This window comes from Pseudomonas sp. MIL9, from assembly GCF_016887925.1.
Classification (GTDB): Bacteria; Pseudomonadota; Gammaproteobacteria; order Pseudomonadales; family Pseudomonadaceae; genus Aquipseudomonas; species Aquipseudomonas mohnii.
In genome coordinates, this window is sequence record NZ_JAFEHE010000015.1 from 30,717 (window position 1) to 53,448 (window position 22,732).

At 59.8% G+C, this 22,732-nt stretch carries 23 protein-coding genes; 12 read left to right on the forward strand and 11 right to left on the reverse strand.

Features of this window, described 5'->3' with window-relative positions:
- Positions 1–8 precede the first annotated feature (8 nt).
- The 8 genes from mreB to tldD all read left to right on the forward strand — a co-directional run bounded on the left by mreB (position 9) and on the right by tldD (position 11,231).
- On the forward strand, positions 9–1,046 hold the full coding sequence (gene mreB, locus JQF37_RS17185) for a rod shape-determining protein MreB (protein ID WP_002555108.1): 1,038 nt from the start codon (positions 9–11) through the stop codon (positions 1,044–1,046).
- Between the two features lie 142 nt (positions 1,047–1,188).
- Positions 1,189–2,325 carry a rod shape-determining protein MreC gene (mreC, locus tag JQF37_RS17190; RefSeq protein WP_130203947.1) on the forward strand — a complete coding sequence of 379 codons (1,137 nt, stop codon included), beginning with the start codon at positions 1,189–1,191 and terminating at the stop codon, positions 2,323–2,325.
- Positions 2,325–2,816, forward strand: a complete 492-nt coding sequence (gene mreD, locus JQF37_RS17195; RefSeq protein ID WP_047537684.1) for a rod shape-determining protein MreD — start codon at positions 2,325–2,327, stop codon at positions 2,814–2,816. Before mreC ends, mreD begins: the two co-directional genes overlap by 1 nt.
- Before the next feature lie 44 nt (positions 2,817–2,860).
- Positions 2,861–3,457, forward strand: coding sequence for a Maf family protein (locus tag JQF37_RS17200; RefSeq protein WP_130203948.1), 597 nt, complete (start codon positions 2,861–2,863; stop codon positions 3,455–3,457).
- A gap of 57 nt (positions 3,458–3,514) precedes the next feature.
- Positions 3,515–4,972 (forward strand): ribonuclease G, encoded by a 1,458-nt coding sequence (rng, locus tag JQF37_RS17205; protein ID WP_047537689.1) that lies wholly within the window; start codon positions 3,515–3,517, stop codon positions 4,970–4,972.
- A 75-nt stretch (positions 4,973–5,047) separates the two neighbouring features.
- The gene (locus JQF37_RS17210) at positions 5,048–8,851 is read left to right on the forward strand and encodes a YhdP family protein (RefSeq protein WP_130203949.1); all 3,804 of its coding nucleotides are present in this window, start codon (positions 5,048–5,050) and stop codon (positions 8,849–8,851) included.
- A gap of 70 nt (positions 8,852–8,921) precedes the next feature.
- Positions 8,922–9,776, forward strand: a complete 855-nt coding sequence (locus JQF37_RS17215) for a carbon-nitrogen hydrolase family protein (RefSeq protein WP_130203950.1) — start codon at positions 8,922–8,924, stop codon at positions 9,774–9,776.
- Positions 9,777–9,788: 12 nt separating this feature from the next.
- Entirely contained in the window at positions 9,789–11,231 is a 1,443-nt protein-coding gene (tldD, locus tag JQF37_RS17220) for a metalloprotease TldD (RefSeq protein ID WP_130203951.1), read from the forward strand.
- Positions 11,232–11,279: 48 nt separating this feature from the next.
- Here the strand turns inward: tldD and yjgA are convergent, their stop codons facing one another.
- A complete protein-coding gene (gene yjgA / locus JQF37_RS17225; RefSeq protein WP_047537701.1) occupies positions 11,280–11,804 on the reverse strand; it encodes a ribosome biogenesis factor YjgA in 525 nt (174 codons plus the stop codon).
- 108 nt (positions 11,805–11,912) lie between these two features.
- Between yjgA and pmbA the strand changes: the two genes are divergently transcribed.
- Positions 11,913–13,259 (forward strand): metalloprotease PmbA, encoded by a 1,347-nt coding sequence (gene pmbA / locus JQF37_RS17230; RefSeq protein WP_130203952.1) that lies wholly within the window; start codon positions 11,913–11,915, stop codon positions 13,257–13,259.
- An 89-nt stretch (positions 13,260–13,348) separates the two neighbouring features.
- Here pmbA and JQF37_RS17235 read toward each other — a convergent pair whose 3' ends face one another.
- The 10 genes from JQF37_RS17235 to JQF37_RS17280 form a co-directional block, all read right to left on the reverse strand.
- On the reverse strand, positions 13,349–13,624 hold the full coding sequence (locus tag JQF37_RS17235; RefSeq protein ID WP_130203953.1) for an HPr family phosphocarrier protein: 276 nt from the start codon (positions 13,622–13,624) through the stop codon (positions 13,349–13,351).
- Positions 13,625–13,639: 15 nt separating this feature from the next.
- Positions 13,640–14,497: an RNase adapter RapZ gene (gene rapZ / locus JQF37_RS17240; protein WP_047537710.1), complete on the reverse strand. Its 858-nt coding sequence runs from the start codon at positions 14,495–14,497 to the stop codon at positions 13,640–13,642.
- A 2-nt stretch (positions 14,498–14,499) separates the two neighbouring features.
- Positions 14,500–14,964, reverse strand: a complete 465-nt coding sequence (ptsN, locus tag JQF37_RS17245) for a PTS IIA-like nitrogen regulatory protein PtsN (protein WP_047537713.1) — start codon at positions 14,962–14,964, stop codon at positions 14,500–14,502.
- A gap of 12 nt (positions 14,965–14,976) precedes the next feature.
- A complete protein-coding gene (raiA, locus tag JQF37_RS17250; RefSeq protein WP_007941242.1) occupies positions 14,977–15,285 on the reverse strand; it encodes a ribosome-associated translation inhibitor RaiA in 309 nt (102 codons plus the stop codon).
- 74 nt (positions 15,286–15,359) lie between these two features.
- On the reverse strand, positions 15,360–16,853 hold the full coding sequence (locus JQF37_RS17255) for an RNA polymerase factor sigma-54 (protein ID WP_130203954.1): 1,494 nt from the start codon (positions 16,851–16,853) through the stop codon (positions 15,360–15,362).
- A gap of 184 nt (positions 16,854–17,037) precedes the next feature.
- On the reverse strand, positions 17,038–17,763 hold the full coding sequence (gene lptB / locus JQF37_RS17260; RefSeq protein WP_130203955.1) for an LPS export ABC transporter ATP-binding protein: 726 nt from the start codon (positions 17,761–17,763) through the stop codon (positions 17,038–17,040).
- Positions 17,763–18,311, reverse strand: coding sequence for a lipopolysaccharide transport periplasmic protein LptA (gene lptA, locus JQF37_RS17265; protein WP_130203956.1), 549 nt, complete (start codon positions 18,309–18,311; stop codon positions 17,763–17,765). The genes lptB and lptA overlap by 1 nt, the downstream gene beginning before the upstream one ends.
- A complete protein-coding gene (gene lptC / locus JQF37_RS17270) occupies positions 18,298–18,870 on the reverse strand; it encodes an LPS export ABC transporter periplasmic protein LptC (RefSeq protein ID WP_130203957.1) in 573 nt (190 codons plus the stop codon). Before lptC ends, lptA begins: the two co-directional genes overlap by 14 nt.
- A gap of 8 nt (positions 18,871–18,878) precedes the next feature.
- The gene (locus JQF37_RS17275) at positions 18,879–19,403 is read right to left on the reverse strand and encodes an HAD family hydrolase (RefSeq protein ID WP_034147095.1); all 525 of its coding nucleotides are present in this window, start codon (positions 19,401–19,403) and stop codon (positions 18,879–18,881) included.
- Positions 19,403–20,377, reverse strand: coding sequence for a KpsF/GutQ family sugar-phosphate isomerase (locus tag JQF37_RS17280; protein ID WP_130203958.1), 975 nt, complete (start codon positions 20,375–20,377; stop codon positions 19,403–19,405). The genes JQF37_RS17275 and JQF37_RS17280 overlap by 1 nt, the downstream gene beginning before the upstream one ends.
- A 272-nt stretch (positions 20,378–20,649) precedes the next feature.
- Between JQF37_RS17280 and JQF37_RS17285 the strand changes: the two genes are divergently transcribed.
- Genes JQF37_RS17285 through mlaD form a run of 3 tightly spaced genes read left to right on the forward strand, consistent with a single transcriptional unit; the run spans position 20,650 to position 22,723 of the window.
- A complete protein-coding gene (locus JQF37_RS17285; protein WP_090467168.1) occupies positions 20,650–21,459 on the forward strand; it encodes an ATP-binding cassette domain-containing protein in 810 nt (269 codons plus the stop codon).
- Positions 21,459–22,256, forward strand: coding sequence for a lipid asymmetry maintenance ABC transporter permease subunit MlaE (gene mlaE / locus JQF37_RS17290; protein WP_047537739.1), 798 nt, complete (start codon positions 21,459–21,461; stop codon positions 22,254–22,256). Before JQF37_RS17285 ends, mlaE begins: the two co-directional genes overlap by 1 nt.
- On the forward strand, positions 22,256–22,723 hold the full coding sequence (gene mlaD / locus JQF37_RS17295) for an outer membrane lipid asymmetry maintenance protein MlaD (protein ID WP_047537743.1): 468 nt from the start codon (positions 22,256–22,258) through the stop codon (positions 22,721–22,723). Before mlaE ends, mlaD begins: the two co-directional genes overlap by 1 nt.
- The last annotated feature ends 9 nt before the right edge of the window (positions 22,724–22,732 follow it).

The window sequence follows — 22,732 nt, forward strand, 5'->3', positions numbered from 1 at the left end:
CCTTTCCCATGTTCAAGAAACTGCGTGGCATGTTTTCCAGCGATCTTTCCATTGACCTGGGCACTGCCAACACCCTTATTTACGTGCGCGAGCGCGGTATCGTCCTGAATGAGCCCTCCGTTGTGGCTATTCGGACACACGGTAACCAGAAAAGTGTCGTTGCTGTCGGCACCGAAGCGAAGCGCATGTTGGGCCGTACGCCGGGCAACATTGCTGCCATTCGTCCGATGAAAGACGGCGTGATCGCCGACTTCAGCGTCTGCGAAAAGATGCTGCAGTACTTCATCAACAAGGTTCACGAAAACAGCTTCCTGCAGCCCAGCCCTCGTGTTTTGATCTGCGTTCCGTGCAAATCCACCCAGGTTGAGCGTCGTGCCATCCGTGAATCGGCCCTCGGTGCCGGTGCCCGTGAAGTATTCCTGATCGAAGAGCCAATGGCCGCTGCGATCGGTGCCGGCCTGCCGGTTGAAGAAGCTCGCGGTTCGATGGTCGTGGATATCGGTGGTGGTACCACTGAAATCGCCCTGATCTCCCTGAACGGTGTGGTGTATGCCGAATCCGTGCGTGTGGGCGGCGACCGCTTCGACGAAGCGATCATCACTTACGTGCGTCGCAACTACGGCAGCCTGATCGGTGAGTCGACGGCCGAGCGCATCAAGCAGGAAATCGGTACGGCCTACCCGGGCGGCGAAGTGCGTGAAGTCGACGTACGTGGCCGTAACCTGGCTGAAGGCGTTCCACGTGCATTCACCCTGAACTCCAATGAAGTGCTGGAAGCTCTGCAAGAGTCCCTGGCAACCATCGTTCAGGCCGTGAAGAGCGCGCTGGAGCAATCGCCTCCGGAACTGGCTTCCGACATCGCCGAGCGTGGCCTGGTCCTGACCGGTGGTGGCGCCTTGCTGCGTGACCTCGACAAGTTGCTGGCCCAGGAAACCGGTCTGCCGGTGATCGTTGCCGAAGACCCGCTGACCTGCGTTGCTCGCGGCGGTGGCCGTGCCCTGGAAATGATGGATAAACACACCATGGACCTGCTCTCCAGCGAATAAGTCGCCGGATTGCCTCTATGCTGTTGAGCGCGCAGGCGGCACTTTGCAGTGCTGCCTGTTCGCGTTTATCTTCTGTCGTCTGCATCCAGGCCGGTTTGATGCCGTATGAGTAAAGAGAACATTTGCCTGGGAGGAGCGGCTTATTAAACCGCTTTTCTCCAAAGGTCCCTCACTGGGCGTGCGCGTGTTGGTGCTGGTCGTGCTTTCGATCGCGCTGATGGTGGTCGATGCCCGCTTCACACTGCTCAAGCCAGTGCGTAGCCAGATGTCGCTGGTGCTGATGCAGTCCTACTGGATCACCGACCTGCCGCAGCGGCTATGGCAAGGTGTGGCCAGCCAGTTCGGCAGCCGGACCGAACTCGTCGCCGAAAACGAAAAGCTCAAGACCGAGAACCTGCTGCTGCAGGGGCGCATGCAAAAGCTTGCCGCCCTGACCGAGCAGAACGTTCGGCTGCGCGAGTTGCTCAACTCTTCGGCGCTGGTGAACGAGAAGGTCGAAGTGGCCGAGCTGATCGGCATGGACCCCAATCCCTTTACCCATCGCATCATCATCAACAAAGGTGAGCGCGACGGCGTGGTCCTCGGTCAGCCGGTGCTCGATGCCCGCGGCCTGATGGGGCAAGTGGTCGAGTTGATGCCGTACACCTCCCGCGTCCTGTTGCTGACCGATTCCACCCACAGCATTCCGGTGCAGGTAAACCGCAACGGTCTGCGGGCGATCGCCAGCGGCACTGGCAATCCGGAGCGCCTGGAACTGCGTCATGTGGCCGATACCGCTGACATCAAGGAAGGTGATCTGCTGGTCAGCTCCGGCCTTGGCCAACGCTTCCCGGCAGGTTACCCGGTGGCGACGGTCAAGGAAGTGATTCACGACTCCGGTCAGCCATTCGCCATTGTTCGCGCCGTGCCGACGGCTGCGCTGAACCGCAGCCGATACCTGCTGCTGGTGTTCAGCGATACCCGTACCCCGGAAGAGCGTGCCAACGACGCTGCCCAGGCGCAGGAATCCCTGGATGCGCAGGGTGGCGGGCCGATCATTCCGGCGACCGTGCCCAAGCCGGCCATCGTTCCGACTCCCGCTCAGGCTGCCCCGGTGGCCCCGGCAGTGCCTGCTACCGTACCGGCGGCTACAACGCCGGCCAAACCAGGCGTTAAACATCCCAAGCCGTCCACGACTGCACCCGCGCCAGCCAAACCGCCGGCGGCACAACCCGCCGTAGTCAAACCTGCTGCCAAACCGCCTGTCTCCGCGCCGGCGACCACTGGGGGACGAGAATAATGGCTGGTGTCAAAGCCTCCCGAAACGGCTGGATCGTCTGGCTGACCTTCGCCATCGGCATGCTGCTCAGCGTTTCGCCGCTGCCGCAGTTCATGGAAATCCTTCGTCCTCTATGGCTGGCCCTGTTGCTGGCGTTCTGGGCATTGACCCTGCCGCAGAAGGTCGGGATGGTCACCGCGTGGTGCCTGGGCCTGACCGAGGATGTGCTGTATGGCACGTTGCTGGGGCAAAATGCCTTGATCCTGACGTTGATCACCTACCTGGTGCTGGCGTTGCAACAACGTCTTCGGATGTTCCCGATGTGGCAACAAAGCCTGGTGATCCTGGTGATCTTCGGCCTCGCGCAGTTGGTCCAGTTGTGGCTCAGCGCCCTGACCGGCAATCGCCAGCCGACGCTGGCACTGGTGTTGCCGGCACTGGTCAGTGCCTTGCTCTGGCCATGGATCAGCTTCGGTTTGCGCGGATTGCGCCGACGTTACAAAATCAACTGATTCGGTCAGGCATTTGCCCACACCATGACAAGGGAGATGTCTTGATGAAGCCGCTGTACCTCGCCTCTGGCTCGCCGCGTCGGCGTGAACTGCTCACGCAGATTGGCGTTCCGTTTTCCGCCATCAGTGCGGACATCGATGAAACCCCATTACCCCAGGAGTCCCCGGCGGCCTATGTCGAGCGTCTGGCGCGTGGCAAGGCTGCGGCCGGGCGCGATGTCGTGCAGTCCGGCGCTCCGTTTTGCGTGCTGGGAGCCGATACCGCCGTGGTGCTCGACGGGAAAATTCTCGGCAAGCCGGTTGATGAAGCTGACGCTTGCGCCATGCTGAAGATGTTGTCCGGGTGTGAGCATGAAGTCCTGACGGCGATCGCTGTACTCGAAGGTGAGCGTTGCGAGTCGCGGGTGGTGCGTAGCGTGGTGCGTTTTCGCCCGATAAGCAGCGATGAGGCAACGGCCTACTGGGCCAGCGGCGAGCCGAAGGACAAGGCTGGTGGCTATGGAATTCAAGGACTGGGTGCGGTGTTTGTCGCCGGGCTCAATGGAAGTTACTCGGCGGTGGTTGGCTTGCCGCTGTGCGAAACCGCAGAACTGCTCGGCCATTTCGGCATACCCTGTTGGCAAAACCATAATGCGCGTTAAGCGTTGTACTGACCAGATGTGGCCATTACCGTGAACATGCCTGAACGAGACCCTGCCATGAGTGAAGAGATCCTGATCAACATCACGCCGATGGAATCGCGCGTGGCGGTGGTTGAAAACGGTGTCCTGCAAGAGGTCCATGTCGAACGTACGCAAAAGCGCGGCATCGTTGGCAACATCTATAAAGGCAAGGTCGTACGGGTGTTGCCTGGCATGCAGGCCGCTTTCGTCGATATCGGTCTGGATCGCGCCGCGTTCATTCATGCTTCGGAAATTTCCCTGCGCGAAGGCCCGGCGGTCGAGAGCATCAGTGCCCTGGTTCATGAAGGGCAGAGCCTGGTGGTGCAAGTCACCAAGGACCCGATCGGCTCCAAAGGCGCCCGATTGACCACCCAGCTGTCGATCCCTTCGCGTTATCTGGTCTACATGCCGCGTACGGCTCATGTCGGCATTTCGCTGAAAATCGAAGATGAAGCCGAGCGTGAGCGTCTCAAGCAGGTGGTCTCCGATTGCGTCGCCAAAGAAGGCATCAAGGAGGCCGGCGGTTTTATCCTGCGTACCGCGGCGGAAGGCGCGGGTGCCGATGAAATCCTCATGGACATCCGCTACCTGCGCCGGCTCTGGGATCAGATCAATGCGCAGATCAAAACCATCAGCGCACCGAGTGTGATCTACGAAGACCTTGGTTTGGCGCTGCGTACCTTGCGTGACCTGGTGAGCCCGAAGATCGAAAAAATTCGCATCGACTCCCGGGAAACCTTCCAGAAAACCACGCAGTTCGTCGCCGAACTGATGCCGGAGATCGCCGATCGTCTGGAACATTACCCCGGCGAACGGCCGATTTTCGACCTGTACGGCGTCGAAGACGAAATCCAGAAAGCCCTGGAACGCAAAGTCCCGCTCAAGTCTGGCGGTTATCTGGTGGTCGACCCGGCGGAAGCCATGAGCACCATCGACGTCAACACCGGGGCGTTCGTCGGTCATCGCAACCTGGAAGAAACCATCTTCAAGACCAACCTGGAAGCCGCGACCGCGATTGCTCGACAGCTGCGCCTGCGTAATCTGGGCGGGATCATCATCATCGACTTCATCGACATGGAAGATGAAGAGCACCAGCGTCAAGTGCTGCGCACGCTCGAGAAGCAATTGGAGCGCGACCACGCCAAGACCAACATCATCGGTATCACCGAGTTGGGCCTGGTGCAGATGACCCGTAAACGCACCCGCGAAAGCCTCGAGCAGGTTCTGTGCGAGCCGTGCAGCAGTTGCCAGGGCCGCGGCAAATTGAAGACCCCGGAAACCGTCTGCTACGAAATCTTCCGCGAAATCCTCCGCGAAGCTCGCGCCTATCAGGCGGAAGGCTATCGTGTATTGGCGAACCAGAAAGTTGTCGATCGTCTGCTCGATGAGGAGTCGGGCAATGTCGCCGAGCTCGAAGGGTTTATCGGCCGCACGATTCGTTTCCAGGTGGAAACCATGTATTCCCAGGAACAATACGACGTGGTGTTGCTCTGATTCGCTACGCTTTAACTTTTCCTGAACGGCTGGCCTCAGCTTTTTGCAAAACATTTGCCATGGGAGCCAACTGACATGGAGCGTCTGACACGCATATTGGCCGCACTGACCCGCTGGGGTCTGGGCCTGTGCGCGTTGGTTTTGGTATTGATGGCATTGTACGTCAGCCTTGGCCGTGAGCTGACGCCGTTGGTGGCCGAGTATCGTGGTGAAGTCGAGAGCAAGGCCAGCGCCGCCTTGGGCATGCCGCTGCAGATTGGCGAGCTGAAAGGCAGTTGGAGCGGCTTCGCGCCTATTCTTTCGGCCCACGATGTGACGGTCGGTGAGGGTGCCAATGCCCTGCACCTGGAAAAGGTGCGGGCGGTGCCGGACCTCTGGGCCAGTCTGCTGGCGCGCGAGATACGTATTGCCCACCTGGAACTCAATGGCCTGAAGATCAGCCTCAAGCAAGGCAATGAGGGGGAGTGGGCGCTGGAAGGTTTGCCGGTCAGGAACGATCAGCCCCTCGACCCGGAGCAGTTGCTCAATAGCCTGCAAATGGTCCAGCAGTTGTCGGTGCTCGACAGTCAAATCACGTTGCAGCCGTGGGGGGAATCGCCCCTTAGCCTGACTTACGTTGGTCTGAATCTGAAAACCGGTGTATACCGCCAGCGGCTCGATGTTCGCTTGACCCTGCCTGATGGCCAGCCGATGGCGATGAGCCTGCGTACCCGCATTCAGGCCAGCCGATGGAAGGAGGGTGGGGCGGACGTCTACCTGAGCCTGCCGCAAAGTGACTGGTCGAAATGGCTGCCCGAAAGCGTTTCCCAGCAATGGAATTTCTCGCAGATCAAGGCCGGTGGCGAGTTGTGGGCCGCCTGGGGCCAAGGTGCCTTGCAAAGTGCCGCCATCCGGTTGAACGCGCCTCAAATCAAAGGTGCCTATGCCGAGCGCAAGCCGGTCCAGATCAATAATCTGGCGCTCAACGGCTATTTTCAGCGCAGCGCCGACGGCATGTTAGTCACCCTGGACTCTCTGGCCATGAACCTCGGCGAGACTCGCTGGGAATCACGCTTGCAGCTCAAGCAGCTGGCAGCCACCGACAAGGCAGAAGAGGTTTGGCACCTGCAAGCCGACCGCCTCGAGCTCACTCCGCTCACACCGCTGCTCAATGCCCTGGCGCCATTACCTGAAGGTTTCGCCACGACGGTCGAGCGGCTCAAGGTCATCGGTGGCCTGCGCAACGTTCTGATCGACGTGCGGCCCAATGCCACCGACGACAGCAAGTTCAGCTTTGCCGCCAATCTTGATCGGGTCGGCTTCGACGCCTACCACGGCGCTCCGGCGGCACGGAATGTCAGCGGCAGTATCAGCGGGGACCTGGGGCACGGCGAGCTGCGCATGGACAGCAAGGATTTCCTGCTGCACCTGGACCCGATTTTCGCCAAGCCGTGGCAATACATCCAGGCCAATGCCCGGCTGACCTGGAAACTCGACAAAGAAGGCTTCACCCTGATCGCGCCGTACCTGAAGGTCTTGGGCGAGGAAGGCAAGATTGCCGGTGACTTCCTGATCCGGCTGCATTTCGACCACAACCAGGAAGACTACATGGACCTGCGGGTCGGCATGGTCGACGGGGACGGTCGCTATACCGCCAAGTATTTGCCGGCGGTCCTGAGCCCTTCACTCGACGAATGGCTGCGTACCGCGATTCTCAAGGGGGCAGTCGATCAAGGTTTCTTCCAGTACCAGGGCTCGCTGAACCACGGCGCCGAAGATGCCGCCCGCAGCATCAGCCTGTTTTTCAAAGTGCACGATGCCGAGTTGGCGTTTCAGCCGGGCTGGCCGCATGTCAGCAAGGTCACGGGGGACGTGTTCGTCGAGGACAGCGGCGTGCGGATTCTGGCCAGCAAGGGGCAGTTGCTCGACACCCAGGTCAGCGATATTTACGTCAACATTCCTCACGCTCCGGCAGGACAGAGCGCTCATCTGTTCCTTGACGGCGGGTTTGCCGGCGGCTTGGGTGACGGCCTGAAAATTCTCAAGGAAGCGCCAATCGGTACTGCCGAGACGTTCGCCGGCTGGGAAGGCGAGGGGGATCTGCAAGGCAAACTGAAGCTGGATATCCCGTTGGTCAAAGGCGAGCAGCCGAAGATCCTCGTCGACTTCAAAACGGCAAAGGCTCGACTGAAATTGCCCGAGCCCCCCCTTGAGTTGACTCAGCTCAAAGGTGATTTTCGTTTCGATAGCAGCAAAGGCTTGAGCGGCCAGAACATCACGGCACGAGCCTTCGACAAACCGGTGAGTGCGCGGATATTCGCCGATGGTCGTGAAGGCAGGCTCAATACCCGTGTCACGGCCACGGGGCAGGTCGAAGTCAAGAAACTCGCGAACTGGCTGAACGTCACCCAGCCGCTGCCGGCGAGCGGTGTGATCCCGTATCAATTGCAACTGACCCTCGACGGTGGCGATAGCCAGTTGATGGTCAGCTCCAGTCTCAAAGGTGTCGCCATCGATTTGCCGGCCCCTTTCGGCATGTCCGCCGAAACCGGGCGCGATACGACATTCCGCATGACGTTGCAGGGAGCGGAGCGACGCTATTGGGTGAATTACGGCGAATTGGCGAACTTCACCTTCGCCGCACCTCCCGGAAATTTTGCCGAGGGTCGCGGTGAATTGTTCCTGGGTAATGGCAATGCCGTGTTGCCTGCTGCCAAAGGCCTGCGGGTGCGCGGCGTGCTATCGGAGCTGGATGTCGGCCCCTGGCAGGACCTGGCGAACAAGTACGCTGGGCAAGATCCGGGCGGCAGTGCCAAACAGTTGCTCAGCGGCGCGGATTTCAAGGTTGGCAAGCTCAGCGCGCTGGGCACCACTCTGGATCAGGCATCGGTGCAGTTGACGCGCAAACCGGCTGCCTGGGCTTTGCAGCTCGACAGCCAGCAGGTCAAGGGCGCCGCCAGCATTCCTGATGCGAAAGCTGCGCCGATGGTCATCAATCTGCAATATGTGCGCTTGCCGGCACCTGATCCGAAGGTCCTTGCCGACGAAAACTCGCCGGACCCGCTGGCCTCCGTGGATCCGACGAAGATCCCGGCGCTGGATATCACCATCAATCAGCTGTTCCAGGGCAATGATCTGGTCGGCGCCTGGTCACTCAAGGTTCGTCCGACGGCCAAGGGGATTGCCCTCAACTCACTGGATATGGGCCTCAAGGGCATCCTGTTGCAAGGCAGCGGAGGCTGGGAAGGCGCGCCCGGCTCCAGCACAAGCTGGTACAAGGGGCGGATCAGTGGCAAGAACCTGGCGGATGTACTCAAGGGATGGGGCTTCGCACCGAGCGTGACCAGCCAGGAATTCCGTATGGATGTCGATGGCCGTTGGCCCGGTTCACCGGCCTGGCTGGCCAGCAAGCGTTTCTCCGGGACCCTTGATGCCTCAATGAGTGAGGGCCAGTTTGTTGAAGTTGAAGGCGGTGCACAGGCGTTGCGAGTGTTCGGCCTGCTCAACTTCAACTCCATCGGCCGGCGATTGCGCCTGGATTTCTCCGACCTGTTCGGCAAAGGCTTGAGCTATGACCGGGTCAAGGGGCTGCTGGTGGCGACCAATGGCGTCTATGTGACCCGTGAGCCCATCCAGATGACCGGCCCGTCGAGTAATGTTGAACTCAACGGCACCCTGAACCTGGTGGGCGATCAGATCGACGCCAAGCTGATGGTGACGTTGCCGGTGACCAATAACCTGCCAATTGCCGCCCTGATCGTGGGCGCGCCTGCCGTCGGCGGTGCTCTGTTCCTGATCGACAAGTTGATCGGTGACCGCGTGGCCCGTTTTGCCAGTGTGAAGTACACCGTCAAGGGGCCATGGAAAGAACCGAAAATCACCTACGACAAGCCTTTTTGACGCTCTTTTTCAGAACGCACACTCCAGGCCTATGGAGTAGCATGGACGTCTATCCATTCAGGAGCGCGCCATGTCTGTAGCGGTGATTCAAATGGTCAGCCAGAGCGATGTGCTGGCCAACCTGGCCCAGGCCCGTCGATTGCTCGAGCAGGCAGCAGCCGGTGGTGCGGCGCTTGCCGTGCTGCCGGAAAACTTCGCGGCCATGGGCCGGCGCGACATTGCCGACATCGGCCGCGCCGAGGCGCTGGGCGAAGGCCCGATCCTGCCCTGGTTGAAACAGACCGCTCGCGACCTCAAGTTATGGATTGTGGCCGGCACCTTGCCGCTGCCGCCGGTGGACCAGCCGGCAGCCAAGGTGCACGCCTGCTCGTTGCTGGTCGATGACCGGGGGGAGACGGTGGCGCGTTACGACAAGCTGCATTTGTTCGACGTTGACGTGGCAGACAATCGCGGCCGTTATCGCGAATCCGATGACTATGCTTATGGCAGTGGTGTCGTGGTCGCGGACACACCGGTGGGGCGAGTCGGCCTGACGGTCTGTTATGACCTGCGATTCCCGGAGTTGTACAGCGAATTGCGTGCTGTCGGCGCGGAGCTGATTACCGCACCATCGGCCTTTACTGCCGTGACCGGTGCGGCGCATTGGGACGTGTTGATTCGCGCGCGGGCCATTGAAACCCAGTGTTATGTGCTCGCGGCCGCCCAGGGTGGGACGCATCCGGGGCCGCGTGAAACCTGGGGGCATGCCGCCATCATCGACCCATGGGGGCGCGTGCTGGCGCAACAGGATCAAGGCGAGGCCGTGCTGCTGGCCGAGATAGACAGCAGCGAACAGGCGTCCATCCGGGCGCGGATGCCGGTGTCCAGTCACCGGCGCTTTTTCTCGCAGGGCGCCCAGCGGCCTGCATCAGAACGACGAATTTAAGGCATAAAGCATATGAGCGAGTTGTTGTCCTCAGTCAGTGATCACCTCCTGGCGCCTGGCGGCGTAACGATCGAGAGCCTGCAGGGTGTGCTCGGCGATCTGGCAGGCCCGGGAATCGATGCCGCCGACCTGTATTTCCAGGGGCAGATCTCCGAGTCCTGGGCGCTGGAAGACGGCATCGTCAAGGAAGGCAGCTTCAACCTTGACCAGGGAGTGGGCGTGCGGGCGCAATCGGGTGAAAAGACCGGTTTTGCCTACAGCAACGCCATCACTCTGGAAGCCCTGGGCGCGGCGGCCCGTGCCGCCCGCTCGATCTCTCGGGCCGGGCAAAACGGCACCGTGCAGGCGTTCACCACCCAGGATGTCGCGCAGTTATATGGGGCAGACAATCCTCTGGAAGTGCTGACCCGTGCCGAGAAAGTCGATCTGCTCAAACGCATCGATGCCGCGACGCGCGCGCTTGATCCGCGCATCCAGCAAGTCACCGTCAGTATGGCGGGTGTCTGGGAACGGATTCTGGTGGCCTCCACCGACGGCGGGCTGGCGGCGGATGTGCGACCTCTGGTGCGTTTCAATGTCAGCGTGATCGTCGAGCAGAACGGCCGTCGTGAGCGCGGCGGGCATGGCGGTGGCGGTCGCACCGATTACCGTTATTTCCTCGCCGAAGATCGCGCCATGGGCTATGCCCGTGAAGCGCTGCGACAGGCGCTGGTCAACCTGGAGGCCATTCCGGCGCCGGCCGGTACGTTGCCGGTGGTGCTTGGCTCCGGTTGGTCGGGTGTGTTGCTGCACGAAGCGGTCGGCCACGGTCTGGAGGGAGATTTCAACCGCAAGGGCAGTTCAGCCTACAGCGGACGCATGGGCGAGATGGTTGCGTCCAAGCTTTGCACTATCGTCGATGACGGCACCCTGGCGGGGCGTCGTGGCTCCTTGAGCGTTGACGACGAAGGTACGCCGACCGAGTGCACGACGCTGATCGAAAACGGCGTACTCAAAGGCTACATGCAGGACAAACTCAACGCGCGCCTGATGGGCGTGGCCCGTACGGGTAACGGCCGTCGCGAATCCTACGCGCACCTGCCAATGCCGCGCATGACCAACACCTACATGCTCGCCGGTGAAAGCGATCCGGCCGAAATCATCGCCTCGGTGAAGCGCGGTATCTATTGCGCCAACCTCGGCGGCGGCCAGGTGGACATCACCAGCGGCAAGTTCGTGTTCTCCACCAGCGAGGCGTATCTGATCGAGGACGGCAAGATCACCGCTCCGGTCAAGGGCGCGACCCTGATCGGCAACGGGCCGGAAGCCATGAGCAAGGTGTCGATGGTCGGTAACGACCTGTCGCTGGACAGCGGTGTGGGGACGTGCGGCAAGGATGGGCAGTCGGTGCCGGTGGGTGTCGGCCAGCCAACGCTGAAAATTGATGCGATCACCGTGGGTGGCACGGGCGCGTAAGGCGTGGAGCTGCGGGTGAGCCGCCAGGCGACTCACCCGATCAGAGTCTCAGCGCAGACCGCGTTGAGTCTCGTCCAGCTCACGGATGTACTTGAAGATTTTACGGCTCGATGCCGGTGGCTTGTTGGTCGCCAATTCGTGCTGGGCCTGACGGATCAGGGAGCGCAATTGCTGGCGATCAGCCTCCGGGTAGTCGATGACGAACTTTTCCAGGACTGCATCGTCGCCGGCGATCAGGCGATCACGCCAGCGCTCCAGGTTATGGAAGCGTTCGTTGTATTGGCGAGTGGAGGCATCGAGTTGATCGAGCAAGACCAGAATGGCGTCAGTGTCCTGATCGCGCATCAGTTTGCCGATGAACTGGAGGTGCCGTTTACGCGCGATGTTCGCCGTGTGCTTGGGCGCATCGGCCAAGGCCCGGCGCAAAGCGTCGGTCAAGGGCAGTTTTGCCAGCAAGTCAGGCTTGAGTGTCGTAAGGCGTTCGCCAAGGTCAACCAGAGCATGCAGCTCGCGTTTGACCTGGGATTTGCTTTTTTCTCCCGTATCGAGGGAGTCGTCGTAAGAATCAACCATGGTGGCCGTCCGCAAAGAAACGCCGCCATGATAACCAGTCGGGGGCCGCTTGTCCGGCCCGGTCGCTCGATGACCTATACCGAAAGCAGAATTTGAGTGGAGAACAGCATGAGTGCAGTTGAAAGCGTCGGCCCACAAGCGTTGCCGGCACTGCAGGAACAAGTCGAGCAGATCATCGCTGAAGCCAGGCGCCAGGGTGCCAGTGCCTGTGAAGTGGCGGTGTCCCTGGAGCAGGGCCTGTCGACCACGGTGCGCCAGCGCGAAGTCGAAACCGTCGAATTCAATCGTGACCAGGGTTTCGGTATCACCTTGTACGTTGGCCAGCGCAAGGGTTCGGCCAGCACCTCGGCCAGCGGTCCGGAGGCGATTCGTGAGACCGTGGCCGCCGCCTTGGCCATTGCCAAACACACCTCGGAAGACGAAGCGTCGGGCCTGGCGGATGCCGCTCTGATGGCTCGTGACGTTCAGGATTTCGACCTGTTCCACCCATGGGATATCACACCGGAGCAGGCAATCGAGCAGGCGCTGGCCTGTGAAGCGGCCGCATTTGCTGCCGACAGCCGGATCAAGAATGCCGATGGCACTACGCTGAGCACCCATCAAGGCTGCCGTGTCTATGGCAACAGCCACGGTTTTATCGGCGGTTATGCGTCGACCCGGCACAGCCTGAGCTGCGTGATGATCGCCGAGGCCGATGGTCAGATGCAGCGCGATTATTGGTATGACGTGAACCGCCAGGGCAATTTGCTGGCTGATCCGGTGAGCATTGGCCAGCGTGCCGCACAACGGGCGGCAAGCCGTCTCGGCGCGCGTCCGGTGCCAACCTGCGAAGTGCCGGTGCTGTTTTCCGCGGAGTTGGCCGGTGGTTTGTTCGGTAGCTTCCTGTCGGCGATTTCCGGCGGCAGCCTGTACCGCAAGTCATCGTTCCTTGAAGGCACCCTGGGTCAGAAGCTGTTTCCTGAATGGCTGACCATCGATGAGCGTCCGCACTTGATGCGTGCCTTGGGCAGCGCGGCCTTCGATGGCGATGGTCTGGCGACTTACGCGAAGCCGTTCGTTGAAAAGGGCGAGCTGGTGTCTTACATCCTCGGTACTTACTCCGGTCGCAAGCTCGGCATGCCGAGCACCGCGAATGCCGGAGGCGTGCATAACCTGTTCGTCACCCATGGTGATGAAGATCAGGCGGCCTTGCTGCGTCGCATGGGGCGTGGCCTGCTGGTGACCGAATTGATGGGGCAAGGCCTGAACATGGTCACGGGCGACTACTCCCGTGGCGCGGCCGGTTACTGGGTCGAGAACGGTGAAATCCAGTTCGCGGTCCAGGAAGTGACCATTGCCGGCAACATGCGTGACATGTTCAAGCAGATCGTTGCCGTGGGTAACGACCTGGAGCTGCGCAGCAACATTCGTACGGGTTCTGTGCTGATCGAGCGAATGACAGTGGCGGGCAGCTAAACCCGCTCGTCACAAAAAAGGCGCGCCACCTGATTGGGTGGTGCGCCTTTTTTATTGGGCTACTGAGCGGGTTTGGTCTGGATTGGCGTTTACTCGCCTTCGTCGAAATAACGGTTGATCAAGTCTTTCAACGCATCCAGTGCACGTTGCGCGTCTTCGCCTTCGGTGCTGATGTAGATTTTGGTGCCCTTGCCAGCCGCGAGCATCATCATTGCCATGATGCTTTTGCCGTCGACCGTGGATTCCGGAGTGCGTCCGACTCTGATCGTGCAGTCCTTGAACTCACCGGCGACTCCGACGAATTTTGCAGAAGCACGGGCGTGCAGGCCCAGCTTGTTGATGATTTCGATTTCCTGAGCAGGCATCGCGGTGTGAATCCTTTAGCTGAGGTCGCGGTGGCGAACCTGGACGTTCTTCAGGGATTGTTGCAGCGTCTTGCCCAAGCGTTCGGTCAGGTAGACGGAGCGGTGATGTCCGCCCGTGCAGCCAATGGCAATGGTGACATAGGCGCGGTTGCTGGCGGCAAAGCGGGGCAACCATTTGAGCAGATAGGTGGAGATGTCCTGGAACATCTCTTCCACGTCCGGCTGGGCTGCCAGGTACTCGGCAACCGGTTGATCAAGCCCGGACTGCGCCCGAAGCTCGGGTTTCCAGTAGGGATTGGGCAGGCAGCGCACGTCGAATACCAGGTCGGCATCCACGGGCATGCCACGCTTGAAACCAAAGGACTCCACCAGGAACGCTGTACCGGGTTCCGGCTGGTTCAGCAGGCGCAGCTTGATCGTATCCCGTAGCTGATACAGGTTGAGGTTGGTGGTGTTTACTTTGAGATCGGCAAGGTCGGCTATGGGGCCGAGCAGGCTGGTTTCATCGTTGATCGCTTCAGCCAGCGAACGATTGGCACTGCTCAGCGGGTGACGACGACGGGTTTCCGAAAAACGCTTGAGCAAGGTTTCTTCGTCGGCATCCAGGTACAGAACATCGCACTGGATATGCCGGCTGCGGACTTCTTCGAGCAATTCGGGGAATCGGGACAAGTGACTTGGCAGGTTGCGTGCATCAATGGACACGGCCACCAGCGGCTGTGCCAGTTCGGTGTGGATCAATGCGCGTTCGGCGAGTTCCGGCAGCAACCCGGCGGGAAGGTTGTCGATGCAGTAGTAGCCACTGTCCTCGAGTACATCAAGGGCGGTGCTTTTACCTGAGCCGGAGCGGCCACTGACGATGATCAAGCGCATGGTTACTGACCGTTTTGCTCGTCCAGGACAACCTGATACAAGGCTTCATTGCTCGGGGCGCTGCGCAGTTTTTCGCGCACTTCCTTGCGGTCGAGCATGCTGGCAATTTGGCGCAAAAGCTCCAGGTGCGCATCGGTAGCGGCTTGCGGGACCAGTAGAACGAACAACAGGTCAACCGGTGCGCCGTCGATGGCGTCGAAATCTATGGGGGCATCGAGGTGCATCAGGGCACTGATGGGTGAAGAGCAGCCCTTCAGGCGACAGTGGGGAATGGCGATGCCGTTACCAAAACCCGTCGAGCCGAGTTTTTCACGGGCAATCAACGCCTCGAAGACATCTTGCATCTCCAGATCCGGCACTTCCCGGGCGATCAGGTTGGCAATTTGTTCGAGGGCTTTCTTTTTACTGCCGCCCGGCACGTTCACAAGGGAACGGCCGGGGGTCAGGATGCTTTCAAGTCGGATCATGGGTTGGGGGTGTTAACGACCGGTAGCGCCCTGTAGGAGGCTCTGGGTCTTTTCCTTATGCTTTTTGAGTTGTTTATCCAGCTTGTCGGTCAGTGCGTCGATCGCCGCGTACATATCGGTATGTTCCGCGTTCGCGACCACTTCATTGCCGGGAATATGCAGCGTGGCTTCGATTTTCTGCTTCAACTTTTCGACGGTCATCGTGACCTGTACGTTGGTGATCTTGTCGAAGTGCCTCTCTAACCGTTCGAGTTTTTCGCCGATGTAGGTGCGAAGAGGTTCGGTCACTTCCAGTTGGTGTCCACTGATGTTGACTTGCATACAGCTTCTCCTTCGTTGCCAGTGCATAAAGCGGTAGATCAAATGATCTACCACTGGAACGCTGTGGCGTGGCTCTACATCAACCGCTTGCGTTCGCTCGAAGGCGCGATCCCCAGGGATTCGCGGTACTTGGCGACGGTGCGGCGAGCCACCTGAATGCCTTGTGCCTCCAGTAAACCAGCGATCTTGCTGTCACTCAACGGCTTTTTCTGATTTTCCGCGGCAACCAGTTTTTTGATGATCGCGCGGATCGCCGTGGACGAGCATTCGCCGCCTTCGGAGGTGCTGACATGGCTGGAAAAAAAGTACTTCAGTTCATATATGCCCCGAGGGGTATGCATGAATTTCTGTGTGGTCACCCGTGAAATTGTCGACTCGTGCATGCCAACCGCCTCGGCGATGTCATGCAGGACCAGCGGTTTCATGGCTTCATCGCCGTATTCCAGGAAGCCGCGCTGATGCTCGACGATCTGGGTGGCAACTTTCATCAGGGTTTCATTGCGGCTTTGCAGGCTCTTGATGAACCAGCGGGCTTCCTGCAACTGATTGCGCATGAACGTGTTGTCGGCGCTGGTGTCGGCGCGACGCACGAAGCCGGCGTACTGGGCGTTGACCCGAAGACGCGGAACCGATTCCTGGTTGAGTTCCACCAGCCAGCGCTCGTTGTCCTTGCGCACGATCACGTCGGGAACCACGTATTCGGCTTCAGTGGATTCGATTTGCGAGCCCGGGCGCGGATTGAGGCTCTGAACCAGTTCGATCACCTGGCGCAGCTCATCTTCCTTGAGCTTCATGCGGCGCATCAGCTGGCTGTAATCGCGGCTGCCGAGCAAGTCGATGTAGTCGGTGACCAGGCGCTTTGCTTCGGCGAGCCAAGGAGTTTTAGCTGGCAACTGGCGTAATTGCAGCAGCAGGCATTCGCCCAGGTTGCGGGCGCCGATCCCGGCGGGTTCGAATTGCTGGATACGGTGCAGGACGGCTTCGATTTCGTCCAGCTCGATGTCCAGCTCCGGGTCGAAGGCTTCGAGGATCTCCTCGAGCGTCTCGTCCAGGTAGCCCTGATTGTTGATGCAATCGATCAGGGTCACGGCGATCAGGCGATCGGTGTCGGACATGGGCGCCAGGTTCAATTGCCACAGCAAATGGCTTTGCAGGCTTTCACCGGCCGATGTGCGGGTGGTGAAATCCCACTCGTCGTCATCGTTGCTCGGCAGACTGCTGGCGCTGGTCTGGTAAACGTCTTCCCAGGCGGTATCGACGGGTAGTTCGTTGGGGATACGCTCGTTCCAGTCGCCTTCCTCGAGGTTATCAACCGTCGGTGCGCTTTCCTGGTAGGAGGGTTCCTGAATGTCGGGGTTGGGTTTCTGTTCGACGTTGTCGGCCAAGGGGTCGCTGTTATCGAAGTCGTCGCCTTCTTCCTGGCGTTCGAGCATCGGATTGGACTCCAGGGCCTCCTGGATTTCCTGTTGCAGGTCCAGGGTCGACAATTGGAGCAGGCGGATGGCCTGTTGCAGCTGCGGTGTCATCGTCAGCTGCTGGCCCATTCTCAAGACTAGCGATGGTTTCATGGCAGGGGCTAAACACCTTATTCGCCGGCGCACATGCGCCATCCACTACAGGGCGCCGGAGCGCCAAACATAAGCAAATTATATGCCTGAAACTGAAGTGTTTGCCTAGAGCGCTGTAACAATAAAAAAGTGTTGATTTTTTATCGAGACAAGCGCTCGGTCGACTAGCCAGACACCTCGGTGCTTACAGGCGGAACTCATGGCCCAAATACACTTCCTTGACCAGATCGTTGGCCAGGATGGTTTCAGCGTCGCCTTCGGCGATCAATTGGCCATCGTTGACGATGTAGGCGGTTTCACAGATGTCGAGGGTTTCACGGACGTTGTGGTCGGTGATCAGCACGCCAATGCCCTTGGCCTTGAGGTGATGAATGATCTGTTTGATGTCGCCGACCGAAATCGGGTCCACGCCGGCGAAGGGCTCGTCGAGGAGGATGAATTTCGGGTTGGTGGCCAATGCCCGGGCGATTTCCACGCGGCGGCGTTCACCACCGGACAGGCTCATGCCGAGGTTGTCGCGGATGTGGCTGATGTGGAATTCCTGCAGCAGGCTTTCCAGCTCCTTGCGGCGACCGGCTTTGTCGAGTTCCTTGCGGGTCTCGAGGATCGCCATGATGTTGTCGGCGACCGAGAGTTTGCGGAAGATCGACGCTTCTTGCGGCAGATAGCCGATACCGGCCTTGGCGCGGCCGTGCATTGGCTGGTGGCTGACGTCCAGGTCGTCGATCAGTATGCGGCCCTGATCGGCCTGCACCAGGCCCACGATCATGTAGAAGCAGGTGGTCTTGCCGGCGCCGTTAGGGCCTAGCAGGCCAACGATCTGACCGCTGTCGATGGACAGGCTGACATCACGGACGACCTGGCGGCTCTTGTAGCTCTTGGCCAGATGCTGAGCTTTCAGAGTTGCCATTACTGGGCCTTTTGCTCGTCGGTTTTCTTCTTCGGCTGGATCACCATGTCGATGCGCGGACGCGCTTCGGTGACCTTGTTGCCTGTTGCACGGCCAGCGCTCGCAAGCTTCTTGACGGTGTCGTAGACGATTTTCTCGCCCTGGGTGGTGTTGTTGTCCTTGTCGACGACTTTGGCGCGATCGATCAGTACGACGCGGTTTTGCGCGGCGTGGTACTGGATGGTCACTCCCCAGCCCTGGACGGGCTTGGTGTCGCCCTGGGCTTGCAGTTGTTCGAAGTAGGCGAGATTGCCCACAGAGGTCACCACATCGATATCGCCGGTCGGCGTGCGAGTGATGGTCACGGTGTTGCCGGTGACTTTCATCGAGCCCTGGGTAATGATCACGTCACCTTTGTAAGTGGCAATGCCATTCTTGTCGTCCAGTTGGGCGTCATCGGCTTGAATGCGGATAGGCTGCTCTTGATCGTTCGGCAGAGCCCAGGCGCTCAGGCTTCCCAGTGCTGCGACCAGACTGAGCAAAATAGGGAGGGTTTTAACGAGCCTCATACTGTCCTCTTACGTTCGAAAGCAGGTGTATCCTGCTTTCTTTCAAATACGCTTTCATTCCGGTACCGGTCGATACGCCGCCAGCGCCGTCGATTCTAACGGGTTGCTCGGTCTGCGCATATTGCTGCTGCGGGAACACCGTCATTCGAGTGGTGGTGATCAGGGTTTTGCGGTTTTTTTCATCAAAGCGCGTGATGCGTACCGAATCGATCAATTCAACCTGCGTGCCGTCCGGGTTGACCTCACCCTTTTCGCTCTGGACGTGCCACGGGAACTCGGTGCCGCGGAACATGTTCAGGTCAGGGTTGGTCAGCAGCGTGACTTCGCTTGCTTTCAGGTGCTCGACCTTGTCGGAAGTCATTTCGTATTGAAGCCTGCCATCGGGCAGGAACTGCACGCTGTGGGCGTTGGTGGCGTAATAATCGATTTCGCTTTCGTCGACATGCGCGATCGGCTTGTCGAGGAAGCGTTCCGGGCTGATGTTCCAGTAGCCGACCGCGGCGAAAATCGCCGCAATGCAACCGAACACCAGAATGTTGCGAATTTTTTTGTTCAGCATGGTTTGGCTCACAGGTACGCGGCGTTGGCCGCATCGAGACGGCCCTGGGCGCGCAGGATCAATTCGCAGAATTCGCGGGCGGCACCCTCGCCACCGCGGGCCTGGGTTACTCCGTGAGCGTGTTCACGCACAAAGCTTGCGGCATTGGCCACCGCCATGCCCAGGCCGACGCGGCGAATCACCGGCAGGTCCGGCAAGTCGTCGCCTAGATAAGCGACCTGCTCATAGCTTAGGTTGAGTTGGCCGAGAAGCTCGTCGAGCACCACCAGTTTGTCTTCGCGCCCCTGGTACAGATGCGGGATGCCGAGGTTTTTCGCCCGTCGTTCAACCACCGGGGTTTTGCGGCCGCTGATGATCGCGGTCTGGACGCCGGCCGCCATCAGCATCTTGATGCCCTGGCCGTCGAGGGTATTGAAGGTCTTGAATTCGCTGCCGTCTTCGAGAAAGTACAGGCGCCCGTCGGTCAGGACGCCATCGACATCGAATACTGCCAGTTTGATCTGTTGGCCGCGTTGCAGCAGGTCCGCGCTCATTACATTACTCCTGCACGCAGCAAGTCGTGCATGTTCAAGGCGCCGACCGGGCGGTCTTCGCTGTCGACCACGACCAATGCGTTGATTTTATGATCTTCCATGATTTTCAGGGCCTCGGCGGCGAGCATCTCGGCGCGGGCGGTCTTGCCGTGCACGGTCATGACCTGATCTATCGTGGCGCTATGGATGTCGACGCTGCGGTCCAGGGTGCGGCGCAAGTCGCCGTCGGTGAAGATCCCGGCCAGCTTGCCGTCGGCCTCCAGGATGACTGTCATGCCAAGGCCCTTGCGGGTCATTTCCATCAGCGCATCCTTGAGCAAGGTGCCGCGCTGAACCTGTGGCAACTCTTGCCCGGCGTGCATGACATTTTCCACCTTCAGCAGCAGGCGTCGGCCCAATGCTCCACCGGGATGGGAGAAGGCGAAGTCTTCAGCGGTAAAGCCGCGCGCTTCCAGCAGTGCGACAGCCAGGGCGTCGCCCATGACCAGCGCCGCAGTAGTAGAGGAGGTGGGGGCCAGGTTCAGCGGGCAGGCTTCATGCTCGACGTGAACGTTCAGGTTGACCTCGGCGGCCTTGGCCAGCGGCGAGTTCGGGTTGCCGGTCATGCTGATCAGCTGGATGCCCAGACGCTTGATCAGTGGCAGCAGGGTGACGATTTCATTGGTCGAGCCGGAGTTCGACAGCGCCAGGATGACGTCGTCGCGGGTGATCATTCCCATGTCGCCGTGGCTGGCTTCGGCCGGGTGCACGAAAAATGCGGTGGTGCCGGTGCTGGCCAGGGTGGCGGCGATCTTGTTGCCGACATGCCCCGACTTGCCCATGCCGACCACGACTACGCGGCCTTTGCTGGCCAGAATCATCTCGCAGGCGCGTACGAAATCTGCGTCGATATGCGGCAGCAAGCTTTGTACGGCTTCTACCTCGAGGCGGATGGTGCGTTGTGCTGATTGAATCAGGTCGCTGGATTGGCTCATGTCTGAATCGTATAGCCTGATGAAAAGGCGGCGATTATAGCGGTTATGATCGAAACCCTCACGCATGTTTGTCGAGCATTGTCATTCCATGCTGCTCAATCCCTCTAAATGAGCGTTTTTGCCTGTCTCGTTGCTGAATATGGCTCGGCATTGGCCTTGGGCGCGTGGCCATTGCAGTGATATAGTTCGCCGCCAGTTCGGCCCGCTCGGCGGATGTGCTTTTGTCAGACAGCCAGGCGTCCGAGTGAGAGGCTGCATCGCAAGGAGTTTAGATGAGTGCCGATAACGCCTACGCGGTCGAGCTGAAGGGACTGACCTTCAAGCGCGGTGCGCGCAGCATTTTCAATAACGTCGATATCCGTATTCCCCGCGGCAAGGTCACCGGCATCATGGGGCCTTCCGGGTGTGGCAAGACCACGCTGTTGCGGTTGATGGGCGCACAATTGCGGCCTACCAATGGCGAAGTCTGGGTCAACGGTCAGAACCTGCCAAAACTGTCGCGCAGCGATCTGTTCGACGCCCGCAAGCACATGGGCGTGCTGTTTCAGAGCGGCGCACTCTTTACCGACCTCGATGTCTTCGAGAACGTCGCCTTTCCGCTGCGTGTTCACACCCAACTGCCGGAAGAAATGATCCGCGACATCGTCCTGCTCAAATTGCAGGCCGTGGGTTTGCGCGGCGCCCTTGACCTGATGCCCGATGAGCTGTCCGGCGGCATGAAGCGCCGCGTCGCGCTGGCGAGGGCGATTGCGCTTGATCCGCAAATTCTCATGTACGACGAGCCCTTTGTCGGCCAGGACCCTATCGCCATGGGCGTACTGGTGCGCCTGATCCGCTTGCTCAACGATGCATTGGGCATCACCAGCATCGTGGTCTCCCACGACCTGGCCGAAACCGCGAGCATCGCCGATTACATCTATGTGGTCGGCGACGGGCAGGTGTTGGGGCAGGGCACGCCTGACGAGCTGATGAACTCGGACGAGCCGCGTATCCGTCAATTCATGACAGGCGATCCGGACGGTCCGGTCCCCTATCACTTTCCAGCGACGGACTACCGAGCAGATCTTCTGGGGAAGCGTTGATGCGCAAGATTTCACTTATAGAGCGAGTGCGCCGGTTCGGCCAGGCCGGCATCGATGTGCTGTCGGTGTTCGGACGTTCGGCGATATTTCTGTTTCACGCGCTTCTTGGGCGTGGCGGTATTGGCGGCGGATTTGGCTTGCTGGTCAAGCAGCTGCACTCGGTGGGCGTGATGTCCCTGGTGATCATCGTGGTCTCCGGTGTGTTCATCGGCATGGTACTGGCGCTGCAAGGGTTCAACATTCTGTCCAGCTACGGTTCGGAGCAGGCGGTCGGGCAGATGGTGGCGCTGACGCTGCTGCGCGAACTGGGCCCCGTGGTGACTGCGTTGCTGTTTGCCGGGCGTGCCGGTTCGGCGCTGACGGCGGAAATCGGCAACATGAAGTCCACCGAACAGCTGTCCAGCCTGGAAATGATCGGGGTCGACCCGCTCAAGTACATTATTGCCCCGCGCCTCTGGGCCGGCTTCATTTCCCTGCCGGTGCTGGCCATGATTTTCAGCGTGGTGGGCATCTGGGGCGGTTCGTGGGTAGCGGTCGACTGGCTGGGTGTCTATGAAGGTTCCTACTGGTCGAACATGCAGAACAGCGTGACGTTCACGGATGATGTGCTCAACGGCATCATCAAAAGCATCGTCTTCGCCTTTGTCGTGACCTGGATCGCCGTATTCCAAGGCTATGACTGCGAGCCCACTTCCGAGGGGATCAGTCGTGCCACTACCAAGACCGTGGTGTATGCCTCCCTGGCAGTACTGGGCCTGGACTTTATTCTGACCGCTTTGATGTTTGGAGATTTCTGATGCAAAACCGCACCCTGGAAATCGGTGTCGGCCTTTTCTTGCTGGCTGGCATCCTGGCTTTGTTGCTGCTGGCGCTGCGGGTCAGTGGCCTCTCGCCGAGCCCGAGCACCGACACCTATAAACTTTATGCATACTTTGACAATATCGCCGGTTTGACGGTCAGAGCCAAAGTAACCATGGCGGGTGTCACCATCGGCAAGGTCACCGCAATCGATCTGGATCGCGACAGTTTCACCGGTCGGGTGACCATGCAGGTGGAAAAACGCGTAGATAACCTGCCCGCCGACTCCACTGCATCTATCCTGACCGCTGGCCTGTTGGGCGAGAAGTACATCGGTATCAGCGTGGGCGGGGAAGAAGCCTTGCTCAAGGATGGCGGAACCATCCACGACACCCAGTCGTCGCTGGTGCTGGAAGACCTGATCGGTAAATTCCTGCTCAATACCGTTAGCAAAGACGCCAAATGAGGAGCTGTT